The sequence below is a fragment of the Actinoplanes sp. NPDC049681 genome (assembly GCF_044465265.1).
GTDB lineage: Bacteria > Actinomycetota > Actinomycetes > Mycobacteriales > Micromonosporaceae > Actinoplanes.
On sequence record NZ_JBITLP010000001.1, the window covers coordinates 674,583 to 694,785 of the forward strand.

At 72.3% G+C, this 20,203-nt stretch carries 18 protein-coding genes; 7 read left to right on the plus strand and 11 right to left on the minus strand.

The window, feature by feature from the left end; genetic code table 11:
* The first annotated feature begins 22 nt into the window (after window positions 1–22).
* Window positions 23–460, plus strand: a complete 438-nt coding sequence (locus ACIBO8_RS03055; protein ID WP_396113400.1) for a GNAT family N-acetyltransferase — start codon at window positions 23–25, stop codon at window positions 458–460.
* On the opposite strand, the gene ACIBO8_RS03060 is transcribed toward ACIBO8_RS03055, so the two are convergent.
* Both ACIBO8_RS03060 and ACIBO8_RS03065 read right to left on the minus strand, forming a co-directional pair.
* Window positions 430–894, minus strand: a complete 465-nt coding sequence (locus ACIBO8_RS03060; RefSeq protein WP_396113401.1) for an MSMEG_6728 family protein — start codon at window positions 892–894, stop codon at window positions 430–432. The two genes, ACIBO8_RS03055 and ACIBO8_RS03060, sit on opposite strands and share 31 nt — an antisense overlap.
* A gap of 12 nt (window positions 895–906) precedes the next feature.
* Complete coding sequence (locus ACIBO8_RS03065) at window positions 907–1,653, minus strand: hypothetical protein (RefSeq protein WP_396113402.1); 747 nt, start codon at window positions 1,651–1,653, stop codon at window positions 907–909.
* Window positions 1,654–1,742: 89 nt separating this feature from the next.
* On the opposite strand from ACIBO8_RS03065, the gene ACIBO8_RS03070 reads away from it, so the two are divergent.
* Window positions 1,743–3,539, plus strand: a complete 1,797-nt coding sequence (locus ACIBO8_RS03070; protein ID WP_396113403.1) for a potassium channel family protein — start codon at window positions 1,743–1,745, stop codon at window positions 3,537–3,539.
* Here ACIBO8_RS03070 and ACIBO8_RS03075 read toward each other — a convergent pair.
* A complete protein-coding gene (locus ACIBO8_RS03075) occupies window positions 3,517–4,725 on the minus strand; it encodes a DUF4032 domain-containing protein (protein ID WP_396113404.1) in 1,209 nt (402 codons plus the stop codon). The genes ACIBO8_RS03070 and ACIBO8_RS03075 overlap by 23 nt on opposite strands.
* Before the next feature lie 119 nt (window positions 4,726–4,844).
* On the opposite strand from ACIBO8_RS03075, the gene ACIBO8_RS03080 reads away from it, so the two are divergent.
* Window positions 4,845–6,212: a trypsin-like serine peptidase gene (locus tag ACIBO8_RS03080; protein WP_396113405.1), complete on the plus strand. Its 1,368-nt coding sequence runs from the start codon at window positions 4,845–4,847 to the stop codon at window positions 6,210–6,212.
* Here the strand turns inward: ACIBO8_RS03080 and ACIBO8_RS03085 are convergent.
* Window positions 6,209–7,696, minus strand: coding sequence for a glycoside hydrolase family 5 protein (locus ACIBO8_RS03085; protein WP_396113406.1), 1,488 nt, complete (start codon window positions 7,694–7,696; stop codon window positions 6,209–6,211). The genes ACIBO8_RS03080 and ACIBO8_RS03085 overlap by 4 nt on opposite strands.
* 158 nt (window positions 7,697–7,854) lie before the next feature.
* Here ACIBO8_RS03085 and ACIBO8_RS03090 point away from each other — a divergent pair, with 158 nt between their 5' ends.
* Window positions 7,855–8,565, plus strand: coding sequence for a phosphatase PAP2 family protein (locus tag ACIBO8_RS03090; protein ID WP_396113407.1), 711 nt, complete (start codon window positions 7,855–7,857; stop codon window positions 8,563–8,565).
* Here the strand turns inward: ACIBO8_RS03090 and nagA are convergent.
* From nagA to ACIBO8_RS03105, 3 genes are read right to left on the minus strand one after another with little or no spacing between them, the layout of a single operon-like run.
* The gene (nagA, locus tag ACIBO8_RS03095; RefSeq protein ID WP_396113408.1) at window positions 8,531–9,628 is read right to left on the minus strand and encodes an N-acetylglucosamine-6-phosphate deacetylase; all 1,098 of its coding nucleotides are present in this window, start codon (window positions 9,626–9,628) and stop codon (window positions 8,531–8,533) included. The genes ACIBO8_RS03090 and nagA overlap by 35 nt on opposite strands.
* Window positions 9,625–10,551: an ROK family protein gene (locus ACIBO8_RS03100; protein WP_396113409.1), complete on the minus strand. Its 927-nt coding sequence runs from the start codon at window positions 10,549–10,551 to the stop codon at window positions 9,625–9,627. Before ACIBO8_RS03100 ends, nagA begins: the two co-directional genes overlap by 4 nt.
* Before the next feature lie 8 nt (window positions 10,552–10,559).
* Window positions 10,560–11,486, minus strand: coding sequence for an SIS domain-containing protein (locus ACIBO8_RS03105; RefSeq protein WP_396113410.1), 927 nt, complete (start codon window positions 11,484–11,486; stop codon window positions 10,560–10,562).
* Window positions 11,487–11,679: 193 nt separating this feature from the next.
* On the opposite strand from ACIBO8_RS03105, the gene ACIBO8_RS03110 reads away from it, so the two are divergent.
* Together ACIBO8_RS03110 and ACIBO8_RS03115 are read left to right on the plus strand one after the other, a co-directional pair.
* The gene (locus ACIBO8_RS03110; protein WP_396113411.1) at window positions 11,680–12,465 is read left to right on the plus strand and encodes a DeoR/GlpR family DNA-binding transcription regulator; all 786 of its coding nucleotides are present in this window, start codon (window positions 11,680–11,682) and stop codon (window positions 12,463–12,465) included.
* Window positions 12,466–12,566: 101 nt separating this feature from the next.
* Window positions 12,567–13,139 (plus strand): hypothetical protein, encoded by a 573-nt coding sequence (locus ACIBO8_RS03115; RefSeq protein ID WP_396113412.1) that lies wholly within the window; start codon window positions 12,567–12,569, stop codon window positions 13,137–13,139.
* A 37-nt stretch (window positions 13,140–13,176) separates the two neighbouring features.
* Here ACIBO8_RS03115 and ACIBO8_RS03120 read toward each other — a convergent pair whose 3' ends face one another.
* From ACIBO8_RS03120 to ACIBO8_RS03130, 3 genes are read right to left on the minus strand one after another with little or no spacing between them, the layout of a single operon-like run.
* The gene (locus tag ACIBO8_RS03120) at window positions 13,177–14,031 is read right to left on the minus strand and encodes an ABC transporter permease (RefSeq protein ID WP_396113413.1); all 855 of its coding nucleotides are present in this window, start codon (window positions 14,029–14,031) and stop codon (window positions 13,177–13,179) included.
* Window positions 14,028–16,769, minus strand: a complete 2,742-nt coding sequence (locus ACIBO8_RS03125; RefSeq protein ID WP_396113414.1) for an alpha/beta fold hydrolase — start codon at window positions 16,767–16,769, stop codon at window positions 14,028–14,030. Before ACIBO8_RS03125 ends, ACIBO8_RS03120 begins: the two co-directional genes overlap by 4 nt.
* A 47-nt stretch (window positions 16,770–16,816) precedes the next feature.
* Window positions 16,817–17,530 carry a hypothetical protein gene (locus ACIBO8_RS03130; protein ID WP_396113415.1) on the minus strand — a complete coding sequence of 238 codons (714 nt, stop codon included), beginning with the start codon at window positions 17,528–17,530 and terminating at the stop codon, window positions 16,817–16,819.
* 77 nt (window positions 17,531–17,607) lie between these two features.
* On the opposite strand from ACIBO8_RS03130, the gene ACIBO8_RS03135 reads away from it, so the two are divergent.
* Window positions 17,608–19,818, plus strand: coding sequence for an AAA family ATPase (locus tag ACIBO8_RS03135; protein ID WP_396113416.1), 2,211 nt, complete (start codon window positions 17,608–17,610; stop codon window positions 19,816–19,818).
* Here the strand turns inward: ACIBO8_RS03135 and ACIBO8_RS03140 are convergent.
* Window positions 19,815–20,183 (minus strand): DUF3263 domain-containing protein, encoded by a 369-nt coding sequence (locus ACIBO8_RS03140; protein WP_396113417.1) that lies wholly within the window; start codon window positions 20,181–20,183, stop codon window positions 19,815–19,817. The genes ACIBO8_RS03135 and ACIBO8_RS03140 overlap by 4 nt on opposite strands.
* Window positions 20,184–20,203: the final 20 nt, after the last annotated feature.

Sequence of the window (20,203 nt, forward strand, 5' to 3'; positions counted from 1 at the left end):
ATTGCACCACTAAGGTGTCGCCATGCGTATCGAGCGGATCACAGATGCCGCCGTCGTGCACCGGGCCGCTGATCTGTTCGACGGGCCGCCGCTGCCGGACGCGACCGAGAAGTTTCTTGCCGCTCCCGGGCATCACCTGCTGATGGCGTTCGACGGCGAGCGGGCGGTCGGCATGGTCACCGGGGTGGAGATGACCCATCCCGACAAGGGTACGGAGATGTTCGTCTATGAGCTCGGCGTGGCGCCTCACGCCCGGCTGCGGGGCATCGGCACCGCCCTCGTGGAGGCGCTGGCCCGGCTCGCGCGAGAGCGGGGCTGCTACGGGATGTGGGTCGGCACCGAGCAGGACAACGAGGCCGCGCAGAAGACGTACCGCCGGGCCGGCTCGGACGACGAGGAGCCGTTCCTCCTGCTCTCGTGGGACGTGACTCAGCTGCGGTCGGAACCGGGCCAGACGTAGGGCAGGTCCGCCGGGACGTCACCGAACAGCGGCCGGTAGAAGTCGGGGTCCTTGCGGACCAGGGCCGAGCGGTGGCTGAGGTGCAGCGCGTCGTCGCCGAGCCAGGGCGGCAGTTCGCCGGCGGCGGCGAGGTCGTCCTGCGTACGGATCTCGGTGAGGCCCCGGGCCGCGGCGGCGTCGGCGCGCATGGTGTCGGCCGTCGTGTCCGCCCGGCCCGTGGCCACCCACACGCCGCACATGTCGAGGCCGTACCGGACCAAGGCCTCCTCGTACCCCTTCCACATCTTGACCGCCGGGTGGTGGCGCCAGCCGTATCCGGGCTGCACGAGGCCGCGCAGCACCTGGATCGTCTCCACCCGCTGTTTGCCGAGCCGCTTCTGGTCCAGCGCGTGCGCGCTGGCGACGAAGTCCGGGTACGGCAAAAAGGTCTGCATGGGGCAATGATGCTAGAAGTCGCGATCCCGGCCGGCGATCGGGCGACCGCCCGCGGAGAAGGTGCGCTGCGGCGTGGCCTCGTCGTCGGCCGGCTCTTCGTGGGCCCGCGGGTCGTCCGCCGGGTCGTCGGCGGTCTGGCCGGCGAGGGCGGACGGCGTCACGTCGGTGCCGCCGGCCGGCAGGCCGTTCACGGCCGGGAGGGCTCCCGCACCGCTGGGGATCTCGTTCGCCGGCAGCAGTCCGCCGAGGCCGCCGAGCAGGGGCAGCCCGCCGGTGAACAGGCCCGACTCCTGCGACGCCGCGCCGGGGATGCGGCCGTCCGGGGTGAGCCCGCCGAGGCCGCCGAGCAGCGGCAGTTGGCCGAGGAGGTCCCCGCCGAGCAGGTTGGACGGCAGGACGCTCGAGGTCTGCGGCAGCGCCCCGCCGACCACGTCCGCCGCAGGCAGTTCCTCGGCCGGCACCGTGGTGGCCGGGGTGCGGTCGGTGGGCAGGTCGGCCGGGGCCGTGCCGGGCGGTGCCACGTCCAGGCTGTTCAGGTCGGCGCTGTTCGTACCGGGCTTGACGTCGACGAGCGGGGCGTCGCCGAGCGGGTTGGGCAGGCTCAGGCCACCCGCGGGGTCGAGGCCGGTGCCCTGCGCCGGCAGCAGGCCGGTGAGGCCGCCCGCCGGGCCCGGGACCACGTCGTCGGCCTGCGCGGGTGCCGCGCCGAACAGCAGGAAGCCGCCGACCACGGCCCCGGCATAGAACCACTTGCGCATTGATCTTCCTCCTGCGAGAAGGGGACAAAAGACTCGGAAGGGGCAACGAGCGGCCACGCGAGAGGGTTCCGGCTGACTACCATGCGCCCATGGCCGTCGATCCCCTCCGCGAACCGATCCGGCGATCGCTGGTCTCCCGGCTGCGCGAGGGGCTGCCGCGCAACGGCGACACCCGGCCGCATTTCGTCGTCTGCGGTGCGGACGCGCTGGTCTACACGGTCGCCGAGGAGCTGGCGAACGCCGGCCACCGGATCCGGCTGACCGTGATCGTGCCGCCGAGGCTGCGGTCGGACGTGCCCGATCTGAGTGCCCTGCGCGGCGTACGGATCGTGCGCGCCGACCGTCTCGACGAGCGCACGTTCCGCTCGGCCGGGCTGGCGGGTGCTGCGGCGCTGGCGCTGGTCATGCCGGACGACGTCGTGAACCTGCACGCCGCTCTCTGCGCCCAGGCGGTCGAGCCGGACCTGCGGCTGGTGATCCGGATGTTCAACTCCGGTCTCGGGTACGGCGTCCGCCGCCTCTTCGCCGACTGCGCCGTCCTTTCCGACGCGGCGATGGCGGCCCCGGCATTCGTAGCGGCGTCGCTGGGTGAGGTGGCGCCGACGCACGTACGCCTCCCCGGCCGCACGGTCTACGTAGCGCGGCGTGCCGACGTACGGCCGGAGCACATCATCTGTGCCCTCACCGTGGCGGACGGCGCCGGCCGGGTGGACGTTCTGCCGGCAACGCCCGCACCCGGCGCGGAGCGGCCCACGGATCTCGTCCTCGCCGAAGCCACCGGGCGCCCGGCCGGGCAGACCCTCGCCGCCGAGCGGCTGGTGAGAGCCCGCAAGCGTCGGCGGCATCCCCTCGCCACGCTGGGCCGGGGACTGCGGGCGGCGCTGAGCCGCAAGCTCGGCATGGCGGTCGTCATCACGCTGGCCGTGACCGCGATCTCCGGCACGGTGCTGGCCCACGCCGCCAATGTGGACGGTCTGTGGAGGTCCATCTACGTCACGCTGCTCACCGCGGTCGGTTCGTCCGATGTGGAGAAGAATCTCAATCCGCTGGCTCAGGCGGCCCAGCTCGTGCTCACCATCGCGGGGCTGGCACTGCTGCCGCTGATCACCGCCGCCGTGGTCGAGGGCATGGTCAACGCGCGGCTGGCGCTGGCCCGCGGCACCGTCACGAACGACCGCGAGGGCCACATCGTGGTGGTCGGCCTGGGCAACGTCGGCACCCGGGTGCTGCGGCAACTCGTCGATCTGGGACTGGAGGTCGTCGCGATCGACCGCCGGCCGGACGCCCGCGGCGCGAAGGTGGCCGAGCAACTCGGGGTGCCCCTGATCGTCGGTGACGCGGCGCTCGAGGAGACCCTGCGCTCGGCGTCCGTGGCCACCAGCAAGGCGCTGGTCGTGGTCTCCACCGATGACGTCACCAACCTGCAGGCGGCGCTGAACGCCCGCGCCGCCCGTCCGGATCTGCGGGTGGTGCTGCGGCTCTTCGACGATGACTTCGCCCGGCGTGTGCAGACCGCCTTCAGCATCGACATCTCCCGCAGCGTCTCGCGGCTGGCGGCGCCGGCCTTCGCCGCGGCGATGCTCGAGCGCGAGGTCCTCGCGACGATTCCGGTCGACCGGCACGCCTTGCTGGTCGCCGCGGTTCAGGTGCTGCCCGGGTCCCCGTTGGACGGTGCCGAGCTGAGCCGGGCCGACCGGACGCAGAGCGTACGGGTGATCGGCCTGTCCGCCGCCGGCGAGGAACGGGTCGACTGGGCGGCGGATCCCCGGCGGGTGCTGACCGCCGGTGACCGCATCTTCGTGGTCGCCCGCCGCGCCGGCCTGCGCGCCCTTGTCGAGCAGGCCACCCCGCCGCCGGAGCCGCTCATGCTCGAGCAGGCGCCGTAGGACCCAGCACGGCCTGCTCGTCGGGTTTGTGGGCGAGCACGTCGGTCAGGTACGACTGCACGGCCGGTCCCATGCCCACGTCGCGGCCGGCCCGCTCGGACAGCAGCCACTTGTGCTGGATGATCTGCGAGAAGATCTCCTGTGCCTCCAGCTTGCGCCGCAGGTGGGCGGGCACCGCGCGGACGACCGGCTCGAACACCTCGGTCAGCCAGCGGTGCGCGGCCTGCTGCTCGTCGATCAGGTCGCTCTCGGCCCGGTACGCGTCCAGGTCGTTGAGCAGCTGCCGGGCCTGATTCTCCTCCGCGTCGAGTCCGGTCAGGCGCAGCAGCCGCCGGGTGTGGTAGCCGGCGTCCACGACCTTGGGGCGCACCCGGTAGCCGCCGTCCACGGTGGACATGGCCACCTCAGCGACGTCGAAGCCCAGGTCGTTGAGGCGGCGGATGCGGCCCTCGATGTCGTGGCGGGCGTCCCGCGGGACCTCCTGCTCGTACGTGACCTCGTGCCACAGCCGCTCGTAGCGCGCCACGATGTCGTCGACGACGGCCTCCGGGTCGATCGCCTCGTGCAGCAGCTCGGCGGCCTCCAGGTCGAGGCACTCGCCGAAGATGTTGAGCCGCAGGATCTCGATGTCCTCGCCGCGCTGCCCCTCGGAGAGCTTCGGATAGAGGTTTCCGGTCTCGGCGTCGACGAGGTATGCCGCGAAGGCGCCGGCGTCGCGGCGGAACAGCGTGTTGGACAGTGAGCAGTCGCCCCACGAGAAGCCGGTGAGGTGCATCCGCACGATCAGCGCCGCGAGCGCGTCGAGCAGCCGGTTCATCGTCTCCGGGCGCAGCACGTGCGAGAACAGCGCCCGGTAGGGCAGAGAGAACTGCAGGTGCCGGGTGATCAGCACGGTCTCCAGCGGTTCACCGTGCTCGTCCGTGCGGTCGGTGACGATCGCGACGGCCTCCACCGCCGGGAAGTCGATCCGCTCGAGGGCGCGCAAGAGGTCGTACTCCTTTTCGGCGATCCGCTCCCGGGTCTCCTTCAGGGCGTACACCGTGTCGTTGAGCTTGACGAACCGAACGACGTGCCGGGAGATGCCCTGCGGCAGCGCGACCAGGTGGTCCGCCGGCCAGTCCTCCAGCGGTACGTGCCACGGCAGATCCAGCAATGCCGGGTCGACGAGGGCTGAGGTGATGCGCACGAACCCCAGTGTGCACGCTCGCTGCGGCGCGTCGCTGCCGCACGTGGCTCGTTACACAGAAGCGAGATCGCCTGATTGTTCCTTATGTCGGCGATGTGACTTTGGGGACGGGAGTGAATGTGCGACGCGCGGTGAGCATCGTCGCCGGGGCGTGTGCCGCCCTGGCACTGGTCGGTTCGGCTAGTGCCGTGGCCTGGACGCAGATGGTGGAAGAGGGCCGGAAGGTCGGCACCTGGCACGAGCCCGCGATCGCCGCGCCCACGCCCGTCGCGGTGCAGCAGCCGGCTGCCGTGTCCGGAACTGCGGCAGGCGCCCCGCAGGCGGCGGCCTCTGCCAAGACCGAAGCCCCCAGCGAAGGCAAGGTCAAAGCCAAGAGCGAGTCCGCCACCCGGTCGGCCGAGGACGGCCGGCAGCAGGTCGGCACCCTGATCGACGTCGACAAGCTGCTCGGGTACGGCGCCCCGAAGCGTGAGGTTTTCCGCTACCCGGGCGCCTCGTACGTGAAGCTGCACTTCAGCCGCATGGCGATGCTGCCGGGCGACTACGTGACCGTCGCGGATCCCGCCGGCACGGAGTCCTACCGCTACGACGCGCCGAAGCTGCTGGACGGCGCGGCGCCGACCGGCCGGTGGGCGATGTCGATCACCGGCGACACCGCCGTCCTGGAGGTGCACCGTGGCGGCGGTTCCCTGGTGAACTCGCTGCTCGGCAGCCTGGGCGTACGGGTCGACCAGGTCGCCAAGGGCTTCACCAGGAAGGAGCAGGAGGCGACGCCCGAGAAGCAGCTGACCAACCCGAACCGTACGGGCCGCGAGGAGTCCGTCTGCGGCAGCGACGAGAGCCGCGACGCGGTCTGCTACCGGTCCTCGGACCCGGTCGCGTACACGCGGTCCAAGTCGATCGCGCGGTTGCTGATCAACGGCACCGAGCTCTGCACCGGATGGCGGATCGGCGCGAAGAACCGCATGCTGACCAACAACCACTGCTTCGACAACTCGGACGACGCGTACGAGACCGAGGTGTGGTTCAACTACCAGTGCGCGAAGTGCGGCGGCTACGACGTCTTCCGGCCCACGAAGGTCTGGGGTGACCGGGTCCTGACCACCAACCACGTGTACGACTACACCCTCTTCACCGTGGAGAACTTCGCCGCGGTGCAGAAGTTCGGCTACCTGACGCTGGACACCGCACGCCCGATCCGCGGCCAGGAGCTGTACGTGCCGCAGCACCCGGCCGGGGAGCCGACCCGCATCGCCGGGCGGCTGGGGGAAAAGGCCGGCACGTGCGCCGTCGCCGACAACGCGTTCGACGGGTACGCGCGGGACTCGGACGTGTCCTACTACTGCGACACCGAGGGTGGCTCGAGCGGCAGCCCGGTGCTGTCCCGCAAGACCGACAAGGTCGTCGCGCTGCACCACTTCGGCGGCTGCCCGAATTCCGGCGTCCGTGCCGACCTTCTCGCCGTGAAGCTGAAGAACTACATCTAGGGAGTGCCGACGCCCGTGAGGATCCGGCTGCGGATGTAGCGGCCGGACTCCGTCAGGACGCCCGTGCCCGCGAACCGGGTGCCGGCGCAGGTGCCCTGCTTGAACACCGAGTTGCTCTCCCGGCCGTCGGAGAGGCTCCACATCCCGTACCCGATCTTCAGGCTCTTCAGGAGGTCGAGCCACGCCGTCGTGCTGGCGAAGTCGTTGGGACCGTCGCCGGTGAAGGTCTGGCTGCCGAACTCGGTGACGAACAGCGGCAGCTTCTTCGCGGCCCGCGCGACGACCGCCCGCCGGTCCTCCCGGTGCGACGCCGCGTAGAAGTGGAACGTGTACATGACGTTGCCGAACTTGACCGGGTCCTTGACGATCTCGTTCTCGTCGCTGCCGTCGGAGAGCCCCAGCGACGAGAAGCCCCGGGTGCCGACGATGACCACGCTGTCGGGCTTGTTCCTGCGGATGACCGGGATGACCTTCTCGGCGTAGGTCTTGATGCCGTCCCAGCTCACCCCGTTCGGTTCGTTGGCGATCTCGTAGATCACGTTGTCCTGCGCGGCGTGGGCGGCGGAGACGTTCTGGAAGAAGGTCTTGGCCAGGCCCAGGTTCACGTTGGGGTCGCCCGGGGTGAGGATGTGGAAGTCCACGATCACGTACAGCCCGAGCTTGGTCGCCTGGTCGACGAGGCCGTTCACCTTCGCCGTGAAGCGTGCCGGGTCGGTCTCGAGGCCGCCCTCCTGGACGTACATGGACAGCCGGATGAAGTCGGCGTTCCAGTCGTTGCGCAGCGCGGCCAGCGAGCCGGCGTTGACGCAGTTGGGGAAGAACTGCAGGCCGTGGCTGCTCATGCCGCGAAGCTGCACCGGCTTGTTGTTCTTGTTGCACAGCTGCGTGCCGCACACCCTCAGCCGGCCGTTGATAGCCACCGGGGTCCCGCGGGGAGCCGGGGATGCCGGCGGAGCGGTGGTGGTCGGCTTCGCCGGTGCGGCGGTGGTGGGCGCGGTGGTCGGCTTGGCCGGGCTGGTCGGCGCGGCCGGGGTGGTGCGGGTCGGCGCAGCGGTGGGCCGGACCGGTGGTGCAGTCCCGGCGGCCTGGCGGAGGGTGCACGCCGACAGTCCCTCGGCGTTCAGGTCGGGCTTCGGCGCGTTGCGCCCGATCGCCGTCTCGATCCGGTTGATCGTGGCGAACCGCTTGTCGCGCAGCGGCCCGAGGATGGCGTTCTGGACGAAGTTCGGACCGCCCTGGCCGGCCGTGGTGCGCAGGCGCTCGTTCGCCTCGGCGACCTGCTCGTCGAGCAGAGCCAGGTTTCGCTGGACGTCCGCCTGCTGCTGCGCCGGCACCGCCACGCCGATCGTGACCTTCGGGCAGCTGACGGTGGGCACCGTCTCGTCGGCCGACGCGACGCCCAGCCCGACGCCGACGCCGACCACCGCGATGCCGGCGACGATGCCGGCCTGCCACCGGCGCGCGCGGCTACCGGGTCTGGTCAACCGGGATCCGACCATGAGAATCTGCACCTCCGCGACGAGAAAACGTGTCCCAAGACTGTGTCGCAAGACCATACGGGAGCGCTCCCATAGCGGCTCATGACTTAATGACGATTTCAAGTCCGCGGGGGCTGTTGGCGCGACTGGGTAGCGTGGGCGGCATGCAGGAAACGGCCGTCGACTCCCGTCCCGACCAGCGCGTGCGCGGCTGGTGGCCGGACGTCGTGCTGCTCGCCGGCTTCGCCCTGCTGACCGTCGCGCTCGCTCGCGGCCACCTGCTGGCCCTGGACCTCCGGGTAGCCGACTGGGTCTCGGCTCACCGCCCGCCGCCGCTGTACTGGACGCTGCGCGTGTTCAACTACCTGGGCCAGGGCGGTCAGGTCCTCATGCCGGTGGCGATCGTGCTGGCGGGCCTGGCGGCCTGGCGGCTACGGTCCGTGCGACCGCTGCTGCTGTTCGCGGGCGCGTTCGTGCTCACGTACGTGACGATCGGCCCGCTGAAGATCTGGCTGGACCGGGCGGCGCCGGCCTTCCCGGGGCCCGACCGCGCGATCCTGTTCAACCCGGCCGCATCCGGCAAGGACGCGATGAGCTATCCGTCCGGCCACGTCGCCAACGCGCTGGCCTGGTATTTCGTGATCACTGTGCTGCTCGGCGTGGTGCTGGCGAGGCCGTTGCCGAGGCGCGCCCACCTGGCCCTGCGCGTCGCGCCGCCGGTGATCGTCTTCGTCACGACGACCTACCTGGCGTTCCACTGGATCACCGATTCGGTGGCGGGGCTGCTGCTCGGCCTGATCCTGGCTCGCCTGCTGGCCCGCGTACCGTGGAATCTGGAACCTAGATCCATACCCCGGCGCGCATCACGCGCTTGACCTGCAGGTCCGCGGAAAGCACCACGAGGTCCGCGCGCAGACCTGCCTCCAGCGCGCCGACCTGATCGCCGAGGCCCAGCGCCCGGGCCGGGGTGGTCGACGCCATCGCCACCGCGGTCGGCAGGTCCAGGCCCGCACCCACCGCCTGCCGGAACGCCGCGTCCATGGTCAGGGTGCTGCCCGCGATCGAGCCGTCGCGCGCGAGGCGGGCCACCCGGTCCGCGACCGTCACCTCCTGGCCGCCCAGCTCGTAGGAACCGTCGGGCATGCCCGCGGCATCCATCGCATCGGTGACCAAGGCGGATCGGTACGTCGTCGCGTGCGCCGCGAAGCGCAACATCCCGTCGTGCAGGTGGATGCCGTCGGCCACCAGCTCGCAGACGATCGAGGGGGAGTCCAGCAGGGCCACGACCGGCCCCGGCTCGCGGTGGTGCGGCGGGCGCATGCCGTTGAAGACGTGGGTGCCCACGGTCGCGCCGGCCGCGATACCGGCCACGGTCTGCTCGTACGTCGCATCGGTGTGCCCGAGCGCTGCCACCACGCCGTGCTCGACGAGGAAGCGCACAGCGTCCAAGGCGCCGCGCAGCTCGGGCGCGATCGTCACCATCCGGATCGTGCCCGCACCTAGCTTCACCAGGGCGCTGAGCTCCTCCAGCGCGGGGTCGCGCAGGAACTCGGGGTTCTGGGCGCCGCACCGGACCGCGCTCAGGTACGGCCCCTCGAAGTGGATACCGGCGATCGCACCCTCGGCCACGAGCGGCAGGTACGCGCCGGTCGCGTCGCGCATCAGCTCGTACGGCGAACTGACCAGGCTGGCCAGCATGGTGGTGGTGCCGTGCCGCAGGTGGAAGGAGGCGGCCTGCGCCGCGTCGGCCGCGTCGCCGCGGGTGAAGGTGTGCCCACCACCGCCGTGGCAGTGCAGGTCCACGAAGCCGGGCACGATGATGTCGTCGCCGGCCCGCGGGTCCTCCGCGACGGACAGGATCGTCGGGCCGTCGACGTCGACGACGCCGGGCACCACGGCGCCCGGGCGGACCACTCGGCCGCGAACCTTCTCCGTCACTTATCGGTCTCCAGGGAGTCGAGGGCGAGCAGGGCGGCGCCGAGGCAGCCGGCGGTGTCGCCGAGGGCCGCCCGGACGATCCGCGGCATCCGGTGGAAGGTGATCCGGGCGTCGAGCGCGACCCGCAGCGGGGCGAGCAGCGCCTCCCCGGCCTCGGCGAGCCCGCCGCCCAGCACGACGATGCCCGCGTCGTAGAGCGCCTGAGCGGTGAGCAGGCCGTCCGCGAACGCCTCGACCGCCTCCGTCCAGACCCGGTTGGCCAGCTCCTCACCGGCCGCTGCCCGGGTCGCCACGTCGTACGCGGTGACCCCCTCGTCACCGGAGAGCTCGACGTACCGCCGGCCGACCGCTGAGGCCGAGGCGATCGCCTCCAGGCAGCCGCGCGCGCCGCAGCCGCAGGGCGGACCGCCGGGCCGCACGATGATGTGTCCCACCTCGCCGGCCGCGCCGTGCGCGCCCGACAGGGCCTTGCCGTCGACGACGTGGGCGGCCGCGATGCCGGTGCCGATCGCGATGAAGAGCACGTGCCGCTGGTCACGGCCGGCGCCGAGGCGAGCCTCGGCCATCCCGCCCACGCGCACGTCGTGGCCGAGCATCGCGGGCAGCTCCAGCCGGCGGGTCACCAGCTCCCGCAGCGGTACGTCCCGGAAGCCGACGTTGCTGGACCACACGGCCGTGCCGGTCTCCTCGTCGACCACGCCCGGCACCGCCACGCCCGCGGCCACCGGGTTCAGCCCGTCCGCCCGGGCGCGGTCGGCCAGGCCGGCGGCGATGTCGAGGATGTTCGCGGTGACGGCCTCCGGGCCGCGCTGTGCCAGGGTCGGATGCCGTTCCGCGTGGTGCACCGTGCCGTCCGGGCGGACGAGGGCGCACTTGATACCGGTGCCGCCGACATCCAGCGCCACCACAATGTCGTCGTTCACGGCAAATCTCAGGGGAGGACGACGGAACGGGTGAGGTTGCGGGGATGGTCCGGGTCCAGGCCCTGGCTGGTGGCGAGGAGTACGGCGACACGCTGCGCCACGACCAGGTCCGCCATCGGGTCGAGGCCGGACCGCCCGCCGCCGCGCCAGCTGCCGAGGGCGGCGTACCCGCCGTTGTAGCGGCTGTGCACGAAGGCGGCGCCGGTGTGCTCGACCTCCTCGCAGAGGCCGGCCGGGATCTCGCCGAACGCCCAGACCACACGGCCGGGCCGGGCGATCGAGATCGGGCCGTGCCGGTAGTCCATCGCCGGGTACGCCTCGGTCCACCATCCGGCGGCTTCCCGGCACTTGAGCGCGGCCTCCTCGGCCAGGCCCACGGTCCAGCCGCGGCCCACGAAGGTGATCTGCTCGGCGAGCGCCGGGTGCACCGGCAGCGGCAGCCGGACCGCCACCTCGGCGTCCGCCGCCACCGGCTCGATGTCGTAGTTCAGGTGCGCCCGCAGCAGCGCGAGCGAGCTGGTGGCGAAGCGGGTCTGGACGACCGACAGCTCGTCGGCGAAGTCGAGCACCACGGTCTCGCCGGCGAGCGCGGCGGCCGGCGTCGACCCGTCCGCGGTGATCACGGTGGTGCGGGTGCGGCCTTTCAGCGCTTCCAGCAGCGCGACGACCTCGGTGGTCGTGCCGGAGCGGGTGATCGCGATGACCCGGTCGTACCGGCGGTGCAGCGGGAACTCCGAGGACTGGAACGCATCCGTGTCCCCGTGTCCCTCGGCCTCGCGCAGCGCCGCGTACGCCTTGGCCATGAACCAGGAGGTGCCGCACCCGGTGACGGCGACCCGCTCGCCGGGCAGGGGCAGCCCGGGCGAGTCCGCCATCTTGGCGGCTTGCCGCCAGCAGTCCGGCTGGCTGGCGATCTCCACCTTGACGTGACTCATGGGCGCTTCCCTATCAGGCCGGTGTGCTGCGCATAAGCGCTCGGTTCTCCGCTCTTTCGAGCGCCATTCTGCGTGGGACAGTGGCGGGGACGCAACCTCCGCGGCGTGATCGCGCAGGTACTCTCTTTGCTAGGGGACGTTTCGCGCACTAATGTGCACACTCTTATCACGAAACGAGCAGCAGGGAGATCGGGTGGACCGGTACGCGCGCTGGAATGCCCTGCTGGAGTTACTGGCGGAGAGCGGCCGCGTGACGGTGGAGGACGCGGCGGAGCGCCTGGACGTCTCGCAGGCCACCATCCGCCGCGACTTCGACCAGCTCGCCCAGCAGCAGATGATCACCCGTACCCGCGGCGGCGCGGTGGCCAACGGCGTGTCGTACGACCTGCCGCTGCGCTACAAGAGCGCCAAGCACTCGGCCGAGAAGCAGCGCATCGGCGAGGCGGCGGCCAACCTGGTCGTACCCGGCACGGTGGTGGGCCTCAACGGCGGCACCACGATGACCGAGGTGGCCCGCGCCCTGGCGGTCCGTCCCGACCTCAACGCCAGCGGCGACGGCGCCCAGCTGACGATCGTGACCAACGCCCTCAACATCGCCAACGAACTGTTGGTCCGCTCCCGCATGAAGATCGTCGTGGCGGGCGGCGTGGTGCGCCCCCAGTCCTTCGAGCTGGTCGGCCCGCTGGGCGGCGCGCTGCTCAAGGAGGTCACCCTCGACATCGTGCTGCTCGGCGTGGACGCCCTCGACGTCGAACTGGGCGCGGCGGCCCACCACGAGGGCGAGGCGGCGATGAACAGCCTCATGGTGGCCCGGGCCAAGCGGGTGGTGGTGATCGCGGACTCGTCGAAGCTCGGCGGCCACGCCTTCGCCCGCATCTGCCCGATCGGCAAGGTGGAGACCCTGGTGACCGACTCCGGCGCCCCACCGGCGGTCATCGATGGGTTCCGCGAGGCGGGCGTCCAGGTCGTCTGCGCCTGAACTTTCTGTCCGAAGACGCAACTGTCGGCTTTCGCGCATCACGCGGACGAAGCGGCGCTCATACTGCTGTCCACCAGCCGCAATAGTCCTTGGAGGCAGTCATGCGGCGACTTCGAATTTTCAGCGTTCTCGTCATGCTGCTGGCCCTCGCCGGGGCCGGCTCAGCGAGCGCGACGGCCGCGCAGAAGACGGCCGCGGCGCCCTACTGCGGCATCACGTGGGGCAGCCTGCCCAAGTCGGCCGGCAGCCTCAGCACCAATTCCCTGCTCAAGGTCACCACGAGCAGGCAATCCTGCTACGACCGGACCGTCTACGAATTCACGGGCGCGGTGTCCGGCTACCGCGTCGAATACACCGACCACGTGATCACCGACGGCGAAGGGCTCGACGTCACGCCGTACACGGCGGGCGGCGCGCACCTCGACGTGGTGCTTCTCGCACCCGTCTACAAGACCGACGGCACGGTCACCTACAACCGCAAGCTCGGCGACCACGCCGTCAACGTCGTGCGGTACCAGACGCTGCGCGACATCCTCTACGCCGGCAGCTTCGAGGGCTACACCCAGTTCGACCAGGGCGTACGCGCCAAGCTGCCGTTCCGGGTCACGGTCGCGACGGGCACCGACGGCCACGGCCGCATCACCGTCGACGTGGCACACCAGTGGGAGCAGTAGGACGAGGAGGTCCGGCGGGCCCAGCACCCGCCGGACGTCACGAGGTGACGTCTTTGCGGGTGAAGCGGTAGAACGCGAGCGACCAGAACAACGTCGCGTAGCAGATCGCTGAGATCGCGCCCTTGACCACGTCGTCCGTCTGCATCGGTGTCGACAGCAGACCCAGCCAGGCGTCGCTGAAGTGGGTCGGGAGGAAGTTGCGCAGCGAGCCCAGCGCGGTGATCTGGTCCAGGATGCTCGACAGGATCCACAGCAGCACCGCGCCGCCGACCGCGCCCAGTGCCGCGTCCGTCAGCACCGAGAGCAGGAATGCCAGGCCGGCCACCACCATCAGGGTCACCGCGAGGTAGCCCAGGATGGCCAGCAGCCGCAGGACGCCCTCGCCGGCCGGGATCTCGGCGGCCACCGTGCTGCCCAGGGGATGCCAGCCGTACCGGAGGGTGCCGACCAGCAGGGCCGTGCCGGCCAGGGTGAGCAGCGCGGTCAGCGAGTAGGCCAGTGCCACCACGAGCTTGATGCCCAGCAGGCGGGCGCGCGGCACCGGGATCGCCAGCAGGTAGCGCAGGCTGCCCCAGCTCGCCTCGGAGGCCACCGTGTCGCCGCAGAACAGGGCCACGACCACGACGAGCAGGAAACCGGCCGAGACGAAGATGGCGAAGAGGGCGAAGTTCAGCCCGCCCGAGGTGGCCAGGTCGACCAGCGAGGAGAAGGCGCCGCCGCCGTTGTCGTCGTCGTTGCCGCCGCCGAATTCGAAGGCCAGCAGGATGATCAGGGGCAGCAGGACCATGAAACCCAGGGCCAATTGGGTACGCCGTCGCGAGGCCTGCCGGCGGATCTCGGCGCGCAGCGGCAGGGTGGCGGACGGCCGGTAGCCGGTGGCGGCGCTGCTCATCGGTCCCCACTTCCCCGGGAGTTGTCGCCCACAAGGGCGAGGAACGCGTCCTCGAGGCGGCGTCTCGGCACCACCCGATCGACGCCGACGCCGGCCCGGACCAGGGAGGCCACCACCTCCTCGCGTGGCGTGCCGTTCATGTCGACGATGAGCCCGGACGGGCCGTCCTGCTGCACCGAGCGCACGTTCAGCTCCTCCAGCACGGTCGATGCGGTGGCGATGTCGGAGACGGTCAGCTGCACCGACGGCGACTCGCCCACGATGTCGTCGACCGGTCCGGCCGCCACGATCCGGCCCTTGTTGACCACCACGGCGTGGGTGCAGGTCTGCTCGACCTCCGCGAGGAGGTGGCTGGAGACGAGGACCGCGCGGCCGTCGGTGGCGTAGCGGCGCAGGACCCGGCGCATCTCGGCGATCTGGGGCGGGTCGAGGCCGTCCGTGGGTTCGTCCAGGACGAGCAGTTCGGGCAGGCCCAGCATTGCCTGGGCGATCGCCAGGCGCTGGCGCATGCCGTGGCTGTAGTTCTTCGTACGCCGGTGCACCGAGTCGCCCAGGCCGGCGATCTCCAGTGCCTCCTCGAAGTGCGCGTCCTCGAGCGGCCGGCCGGTCGCCTGCCAGTACGCCCGCAGGTTGTCGTAGCCGCTGAGGTGCGGCAGGAAGCCGGGGCCCTCGACGAGCGCGCCGACGCGGGACAGGATCGGCGCGCCCGGCACGAGCCTGCGCCCGAACACCAGGGCGTCGCCCGAGGTCGGCATGGTCAGGCCCATGAGTACGCGCAGCGTCGTCGTCTTGCCGGCGCCGTTCGGCCCGAGCAGGCCGACGACCTGGCCGCGCTCGACGCGGAAGTCGACCTGTTCCACGGCCACGAACCCGTCGGCGTACGCCTTGCGCAGGCCCCGGACCACCAGCGGCGTGTCCTCGTATTCGCTGACCGGCGCATCGTGGCGGCGCCGGCGCAGCACCAGAACCGCGGCGAGTCCGAGGAGGATCACGGCCAGCACGCCGAGCAGCACCCAGCGCCAGATGACCTGCGGGTTGGCGATCGGTGTGCCGGCCAGTGTCGGCAAGGTCACCACCGGGTCCACGGCCACGGTGTAGACCGCCGGGTCGGCCGGGGTGAGGAACGCCTGGTCCGAGGTCGCGACGACCACCCGTACCGTATGACCTGCGTCGATGCGCTGCACCACCGCCGGCAGCGTGACGGTGACCGGCCGGGCCGCGGCGATCTCCCGGGGGAGGCCGGTGAGCCGGACCGGGGCGATCAGGCCGCCGCTCAGCGTCGCCGTGCCGTTCGGGTCGACGTCGTAGAGCTTGACGAAGACTGTTGCCGAGCCGGTCGGCGACGCGACCCGCAGCGAGACGGCCGGGGCGCCGGCGACGTCGAGGCCGCTGCCGAGCGGTGCCGACTGGAAGGTGGCGTGCTGGCCGGGCAGGTCGCCGGCGACGCCGCCGAGCAGGGAGGAGAGCCGGCCGCCGACGCCGGGCAGGGACGACAGGGCGCCCGGGTTGCCGTTCGGTGGGTTGGCGATCGGCTGCGCCGGGCCGCTGACGGTCACCTCGGTGCGGCCGCTCCCGCCCAGGCCCGGGTACGCCGGATCCGAGTAGCCGTTGGTGACCAGCCCCCGGTCCAGGGCGCTGAAGCCGGCCACCCGCGAGAAGGTGAAGCTGTTCTCCGGCGCCGCCCCCTCGCCCTTGACGTAGTGGTCCAGCCACTGCGCCGTGAGGAACTTCGTCCGGTCCTGGTCCGTCTTCGGGCCCGAGCCGCCGTCGTGGCCGCCGGTGAACCAGGCGACGCGTACGGGTGTGCCGGTCCGCGCGATGCCGCGCGCGTTGGCGTCGGCCTCGGAGAGCGGGAACAGCGTGTCCACCGCGCCCTGGATCAGCAGCGTCGGCGCCTTGATCCGGTCCAGCACCGTGGCGGGGCTGGAGCGGCGCAGGAGTGCGGTGGTGGCGGCGTCCGGCGTGCCGGTGGTGGCCATCTTCAGGTACGCGGCGCAGACGTCCGCCGCGAACCGTCCGCAGGCCGGGTTGCCCGGCGCCGGGGCTGCGGCCCGCTCCACCGGGGAGCTGGATCCGTTGCCGAAGAACAGCCCGGCCCAGCTCTTCTTGAAGACGCCGGTAGCCGTCACGCCGGCCGCGGACTGGGAGAAGAACGCCGTGCCGAGGTCGTTCCAGGTGATCAGCGGCACGATCGCGTCGACGCGGGGGTCGGTGCCGGCCAGCAGCAGGGCGAGCGCGCCGCCGTACGAGCCGCCGACCACGCCGACCCGGGGATCGCCGGCCGCGTCGGTGCGTACCTCGGGGCGCCGGGCCAGCCAATCGAGCAGCCGCTGGGCGTCCCGGACCTCGTAGTCGGGGCTGTCCAGGTGGATCTCGCCGCCGCTGGCCCCGAAGCCGCGGGCGGTCCAGGTCAGCACGGCGTAGCCCCGGTCGGCGAGGGATTCCGCGTCGTCGCTGACGGAATTCTTCGTACCCCCGAAGCCGTGCGCCAGGAGCACCGCCGGAACCTTGCCGCCGGCGTCCTTGGGCAGGTAGAAGCGGGTGTCGAGCGCGACGGGCTCGGTCCCGGAGGGGCCGGACAGCACGGTGATGCGCTGGTCGGTGGCCGTCCAGGAGCGGCGCTCGGGCAGGACCGCCCAGGTCACCAGGGCGGCCACGAGCACGAGCACCGCGACGCCCGCCACGACCCGGCGCCGCGTCGGGCGGGGCAGGGCGCGGCGCAGCTTCGGGGCAGGCATGCGGCCCACGCTATCGGCGGGCCGCTGAGCAGGAGCTGTGAACCGGCTCAGCAGCCCTGGTCGTCGGTGTGGTGGAACTGCAGCGCCTGGGCGGGGCCGGCCTGCATCGACGCGACCCGGTCGTTCTTGATGACGAACAGCAGCGCGTTGCCGCCGTCGACGGCGAACCAGGCCTTCGCGCCCACCCAGTCGTCCAGCTGCTTGCCGCTCGGATACAGCTGCTTGACCTTGGCGTAGGTCGTGCCGACCTCGGCGCCGGTGGCGGTGCTGACATCACGGCTGGTGACGGAGATCCGCTCGAGCTTGCCGTCGCTGAACGCCAGCGCCGGGCTCGCGTAGTCGGCCAGGCCCTTGGCGGTGGCGCACTTCTGCTTGGTGGAGACGGCGCCGATCAGGCCGGCCGACTTCAGGTCGCGCTGGGCCACGCCGATCGCGTACGGCCCCAGCCCCGCCGCCGCCAGCACGTCCGGCTCCACGGCACCCTTGCCGGCTGGGCGCTGGTTGGCGCCACCGCCCTTCTTCGGGGGCTGCTGCGAGGCCGTACCCTCGGTCGGGATCGCGCCCGGGGCGGCCGACGCACCACCCGGTGCGGCCGAGGCGCCGCCGGCGGGGGCGCCCGGCGAACCGCCGAGAACGGCCGGAGCCGAGGCACCGGGCGTCACGGTGGCCGGCGTTCCCTTGTCGTCGGAGTCGTCACCACAGGCGGCGACGCCGAGCAGAGCGAGCGCGGCAACGGCGACTGCGGCGCGGCGGTGCCTCATTGTGGTGTGCCTCCCCAGGGCGACTGACGGCGATAGCGTGTCAACCTAGTCCCCTCGTCCAAACGGAAGGGCCCCCGGTGCCAGACGACCTCACGCTGACCGTGACCCAGCGGCCGGCGGCCCTCGACGCGCGCCGCGGCATCGTGCGCCTGCACCCGGAGGTGATGGCCGCGCTGGCCGTCAATCCGGGCGACCCCCTGCGGCTGACCGGCCGCCGCAGCACCGCGGGCATCGCCGCGCGGGCTGAGCCGGGCGCCAGCCGGGCCCTGCTCTACGCCGACGATCTCACCATCGGCAACCTCGGCCTGCGCGACGGCGGGCAGGTGACCGTGACGCCGGTGCCGGTGGTCGCGGCGCGGCGGGTGACACTGACCGGGCCGGCGGAGATCGTAGCGGTGGTCTCGCCGGAGATGCTGCGCCTCGCGTTGCTCGGCAAGGTGGTCAGCGCGGGCGACGACGTCTCCCTGCTGCCCCAGGACGTCCTGCCCGAGGCCGGGCACAAGCCGCTCGTGGAGGCGGCTCGGCGCAGTCTCGCCAACCGGGTCGGCTACGCCTGGACCAGCACCCTGCTCCAGGTGGTCGAGGTCGAGGAGGCTGACGCCGCGCTGGTCACGATGGACACCGTGGTGGGCTGGCAGGACGGTCAGGTTTCTTCCGTACGCCCGGCAGCCGAGCCCACGCCGTCGCGCACCGAGCCGGCGTCGACCGACCCGGACACCCCACCGCCCAGCGTGGACGACCTGCCGGGGCTGCGCGCCCAGGCGCAGGAGCTCACCGAGCTGCTGGACCTCGGCTTCCACCACCGGGAGGTGCTGGGCCGCCTGGGCACCACCGTGTCACTCGGCGTACTGGTGTCCGGCCCGGCCGGCTCCGGCAAGTCGGCGCTGGTCCGGGCGGTCGCCGCGAGTCTGGGAGCCACCGTGCTGCCGGTCTGGGCGCCCGAGCTGGCGGCGCTGACCAACGACGCGGCCGCGACCCGCCTGCGCGGCCTCGCCAGGGACGTGCGCGCCGGCGGTCCCGCGGTGCTGCTGGTCGCCGACGTCGAGGCCCTGGCCCCGCGCGACGAGCCGGGGCCGCTCGCCACGGTGTTCCGGCAGGTGCTGGCCGACCTGGTCGGGTCCGGGGCGGCCGTGGTCTGCACGACCAGCCGGCCGGAGTCCGTCGACCCGGCGCTGCGCTCGCCGGACCTGCTCGCGGTGCAGCTGGCGGTGCCGTTGCCCGACGCGGCCATGCGCCGCGACCAGCTGCGTGTGCTGACCCGCGGCATGCCGCTCGCCGAGGACGTGCGCCTGGAGGACGTGGCCGGGCGTACCCCCGGGTTCGTCGCCGCCGACCTCGGCGCGCTGGCCCGCGAGGCCGGGGTCCGGGCCGCGCTGCGGCAGAAGGACGCGGAGTCGCCGACCGTCACCATGGCCGACTTCGAGGCGGCGCTCGACGTGGTCCGCCCGACCTCCATGGCCGAGTCGACGCTGGAGGTCGCCCAGGTGACCCTCGACGACGTCGGCGACATGGCCGACGTCAAGCAGGTGCTCACCGAGTCGGTGCTGTGGCCGCTGACCTACCCGGACACCTTCGCGCGGCTGGGCGTGCAACCCCCGCGCGGCGTCCTGCTCTACGGGCCTCCCGGGTGCGGCAAGACCTATCTGGTCAAGGCCATCGCGGGTACGGGCAAAGCCAACGTCCTGTCGGTCAAGGGCGCCGAGCTGCTGAGCAAGTGGGTCGGCGACAGTGAGCGCGCCGTCCGGGAGCTGTTCCGCCGCGCCCGGGAGGCGGCACCCACCCTGGTGTTCCTGGACGAGGTGGACGCGCTCGCCCCCACCCGCGGCCAGGCCACCGACGGCGGTACGACGGACCGCGTGGTCGCCGCCCTGCTGACCGAGCTGGACGGCGTCGAGGCCCTGCGCAACGTCGTCGTGATCGGCGCCACGAACCGGCCGGACCTGATCGACCCGGCGCTGCTGCGACCGGGCCGGCTGGAGCGCCTGGTCTTCGTGCCGCCGCCGGACGCCGAGGCCCGGGTGGCCATCCTGCGCGCCTCGTCGAAGTCGGTGCCGCTGGACGAGGCGGTGGATCTGGACGCCCTGGGCGCGGAGCTCGAGGGCTTCTCGGCGGCCGACTGCGCGGCGCTCATCCGCGAGGCGGCGCTGGCGGCGATGCGCGAGTCCCTCGACGCGACGACGGTGACGGCCGAGCACGTGGCGACCGCCCGCAAGCGGGTCCGCGCGTCGCTCGACCCGGTTCAGGTCGCGTGGCTGGAGGCGTACGCGTCCAGCCACGCACCCGGCTAGCGGCGGCGGGTGCGCGCCCGGGTCGACCGCAGCCGGCGCAGCCTGCCGATCAGCACCGGGTCGTGGGCGAGCGCGGCCGGGTTGTCCAGCAGTCCGTTGAGGAGCTGGTAGTAGCGCGTCGAGGAGAGCCCGAAGGCGTCGCGGATCGCCTGCTCCTTGGAGCCGGCGTGCTTCCACCACTTCTGCTCGAAGGCGAGGATCTGCTGCTCGCGGTCGGTGAGAACGGCCTGCTCCGGACTCTCGGGGCCGGTGTCGGCGGCGCCGGCGTCGCGGGGGGCCGGGATCTGCTGCTCGTTGAGGGCGGCATCGGGTTGCATGGTTACCTCGGGGTGGTGGGAGGGCCGCGCGAAGGGGACCGCCACCATAGTGGCAGCCGGCGATCCCC

Bases quoted from the DNA above. Each gene is read 5' to 3' on its own strand.
- ACIBO8_RS03060 (WP_396113401.1), bottom strand. From the start codon at position 894: ATGCAGACCTTTTTGCCGTACCCGGACTTCGTCGCCAGCGCGCACGCG.
- ACIBO8_RS03115 (WP_396113412.1), top strand. From the start codon at position 12,567: ATGCGGCGACTTCGAATTTTCAGCGTTCTCGTCATGCTGCTGGCCCTC.
- ACIBO8_RS03125 (WP_396113414.1), bottom strand. From the start codon at position 16,769: ATGCCTGCCCCGAAGCTGCGCCGCGCCCTGCCCCGCCCGACGCGGCGC.
- ACIBO8_RS03120 (WP_396113413.1), bottom strand. From the start codon at position 14,031: ATGAGCAGCGCCGCCACCGGCTACCGGCCGTCCGCCACCCTGCCGCTG.
- ACIBO8_RS03070 (WP_396113403.1), top strand. From the start codon at position 1,743: ATGGCCGTCGATCCCCTCCGCGAACCGATCCGGCGATCGCTGGTCTCC.
- ACIBO8_RS03055 (WP_396113400.1), top strand. From the start codon at position 23: ATGCGTATCGAGCGGATCACAGATGCCGCCGTCGTGCACCGGGCCGCT.
- ACIBO8_RS03130 (WP_396113415.1), bottom strand. From the start codon at position 17,530: ATGAGGCACCGCCGCGCCGCAGTCGCCGTTGCCGCGCTCGCTCTGCTC.
- ACIBO8_RS03140 (WP_396113417.1), bottom strand. From the start codon at position 20,183: ATGGTGGCGGTCCCCTTCGCGCGGCCCTCCCACCACCCCGAGGTAACC.
- ACIBO8_RS03065 (WP_396113402.1), bottom strand. From the start codon at position 1,653: ATGCGCAAGTGGTTCTATGCCGGGGCCGTGGTCGGCGGCTTCCTGCTG.
- ACIBO8_RS03090 (WP_396113407.1), top strand. From the start codon at position 7,855: ATGCAGGAAACGGCCGTCGACTCCCGTCCCGACCAGCGCGTGCGCGGC.
- ACIBO8_RS03105 (WP_396113410.1), bottom strand. From the start codon at position 11,486: ATGAGTCACGTCAAGGTGGAGATCGCCAGCCAGCCGGACTGCTGGCGG.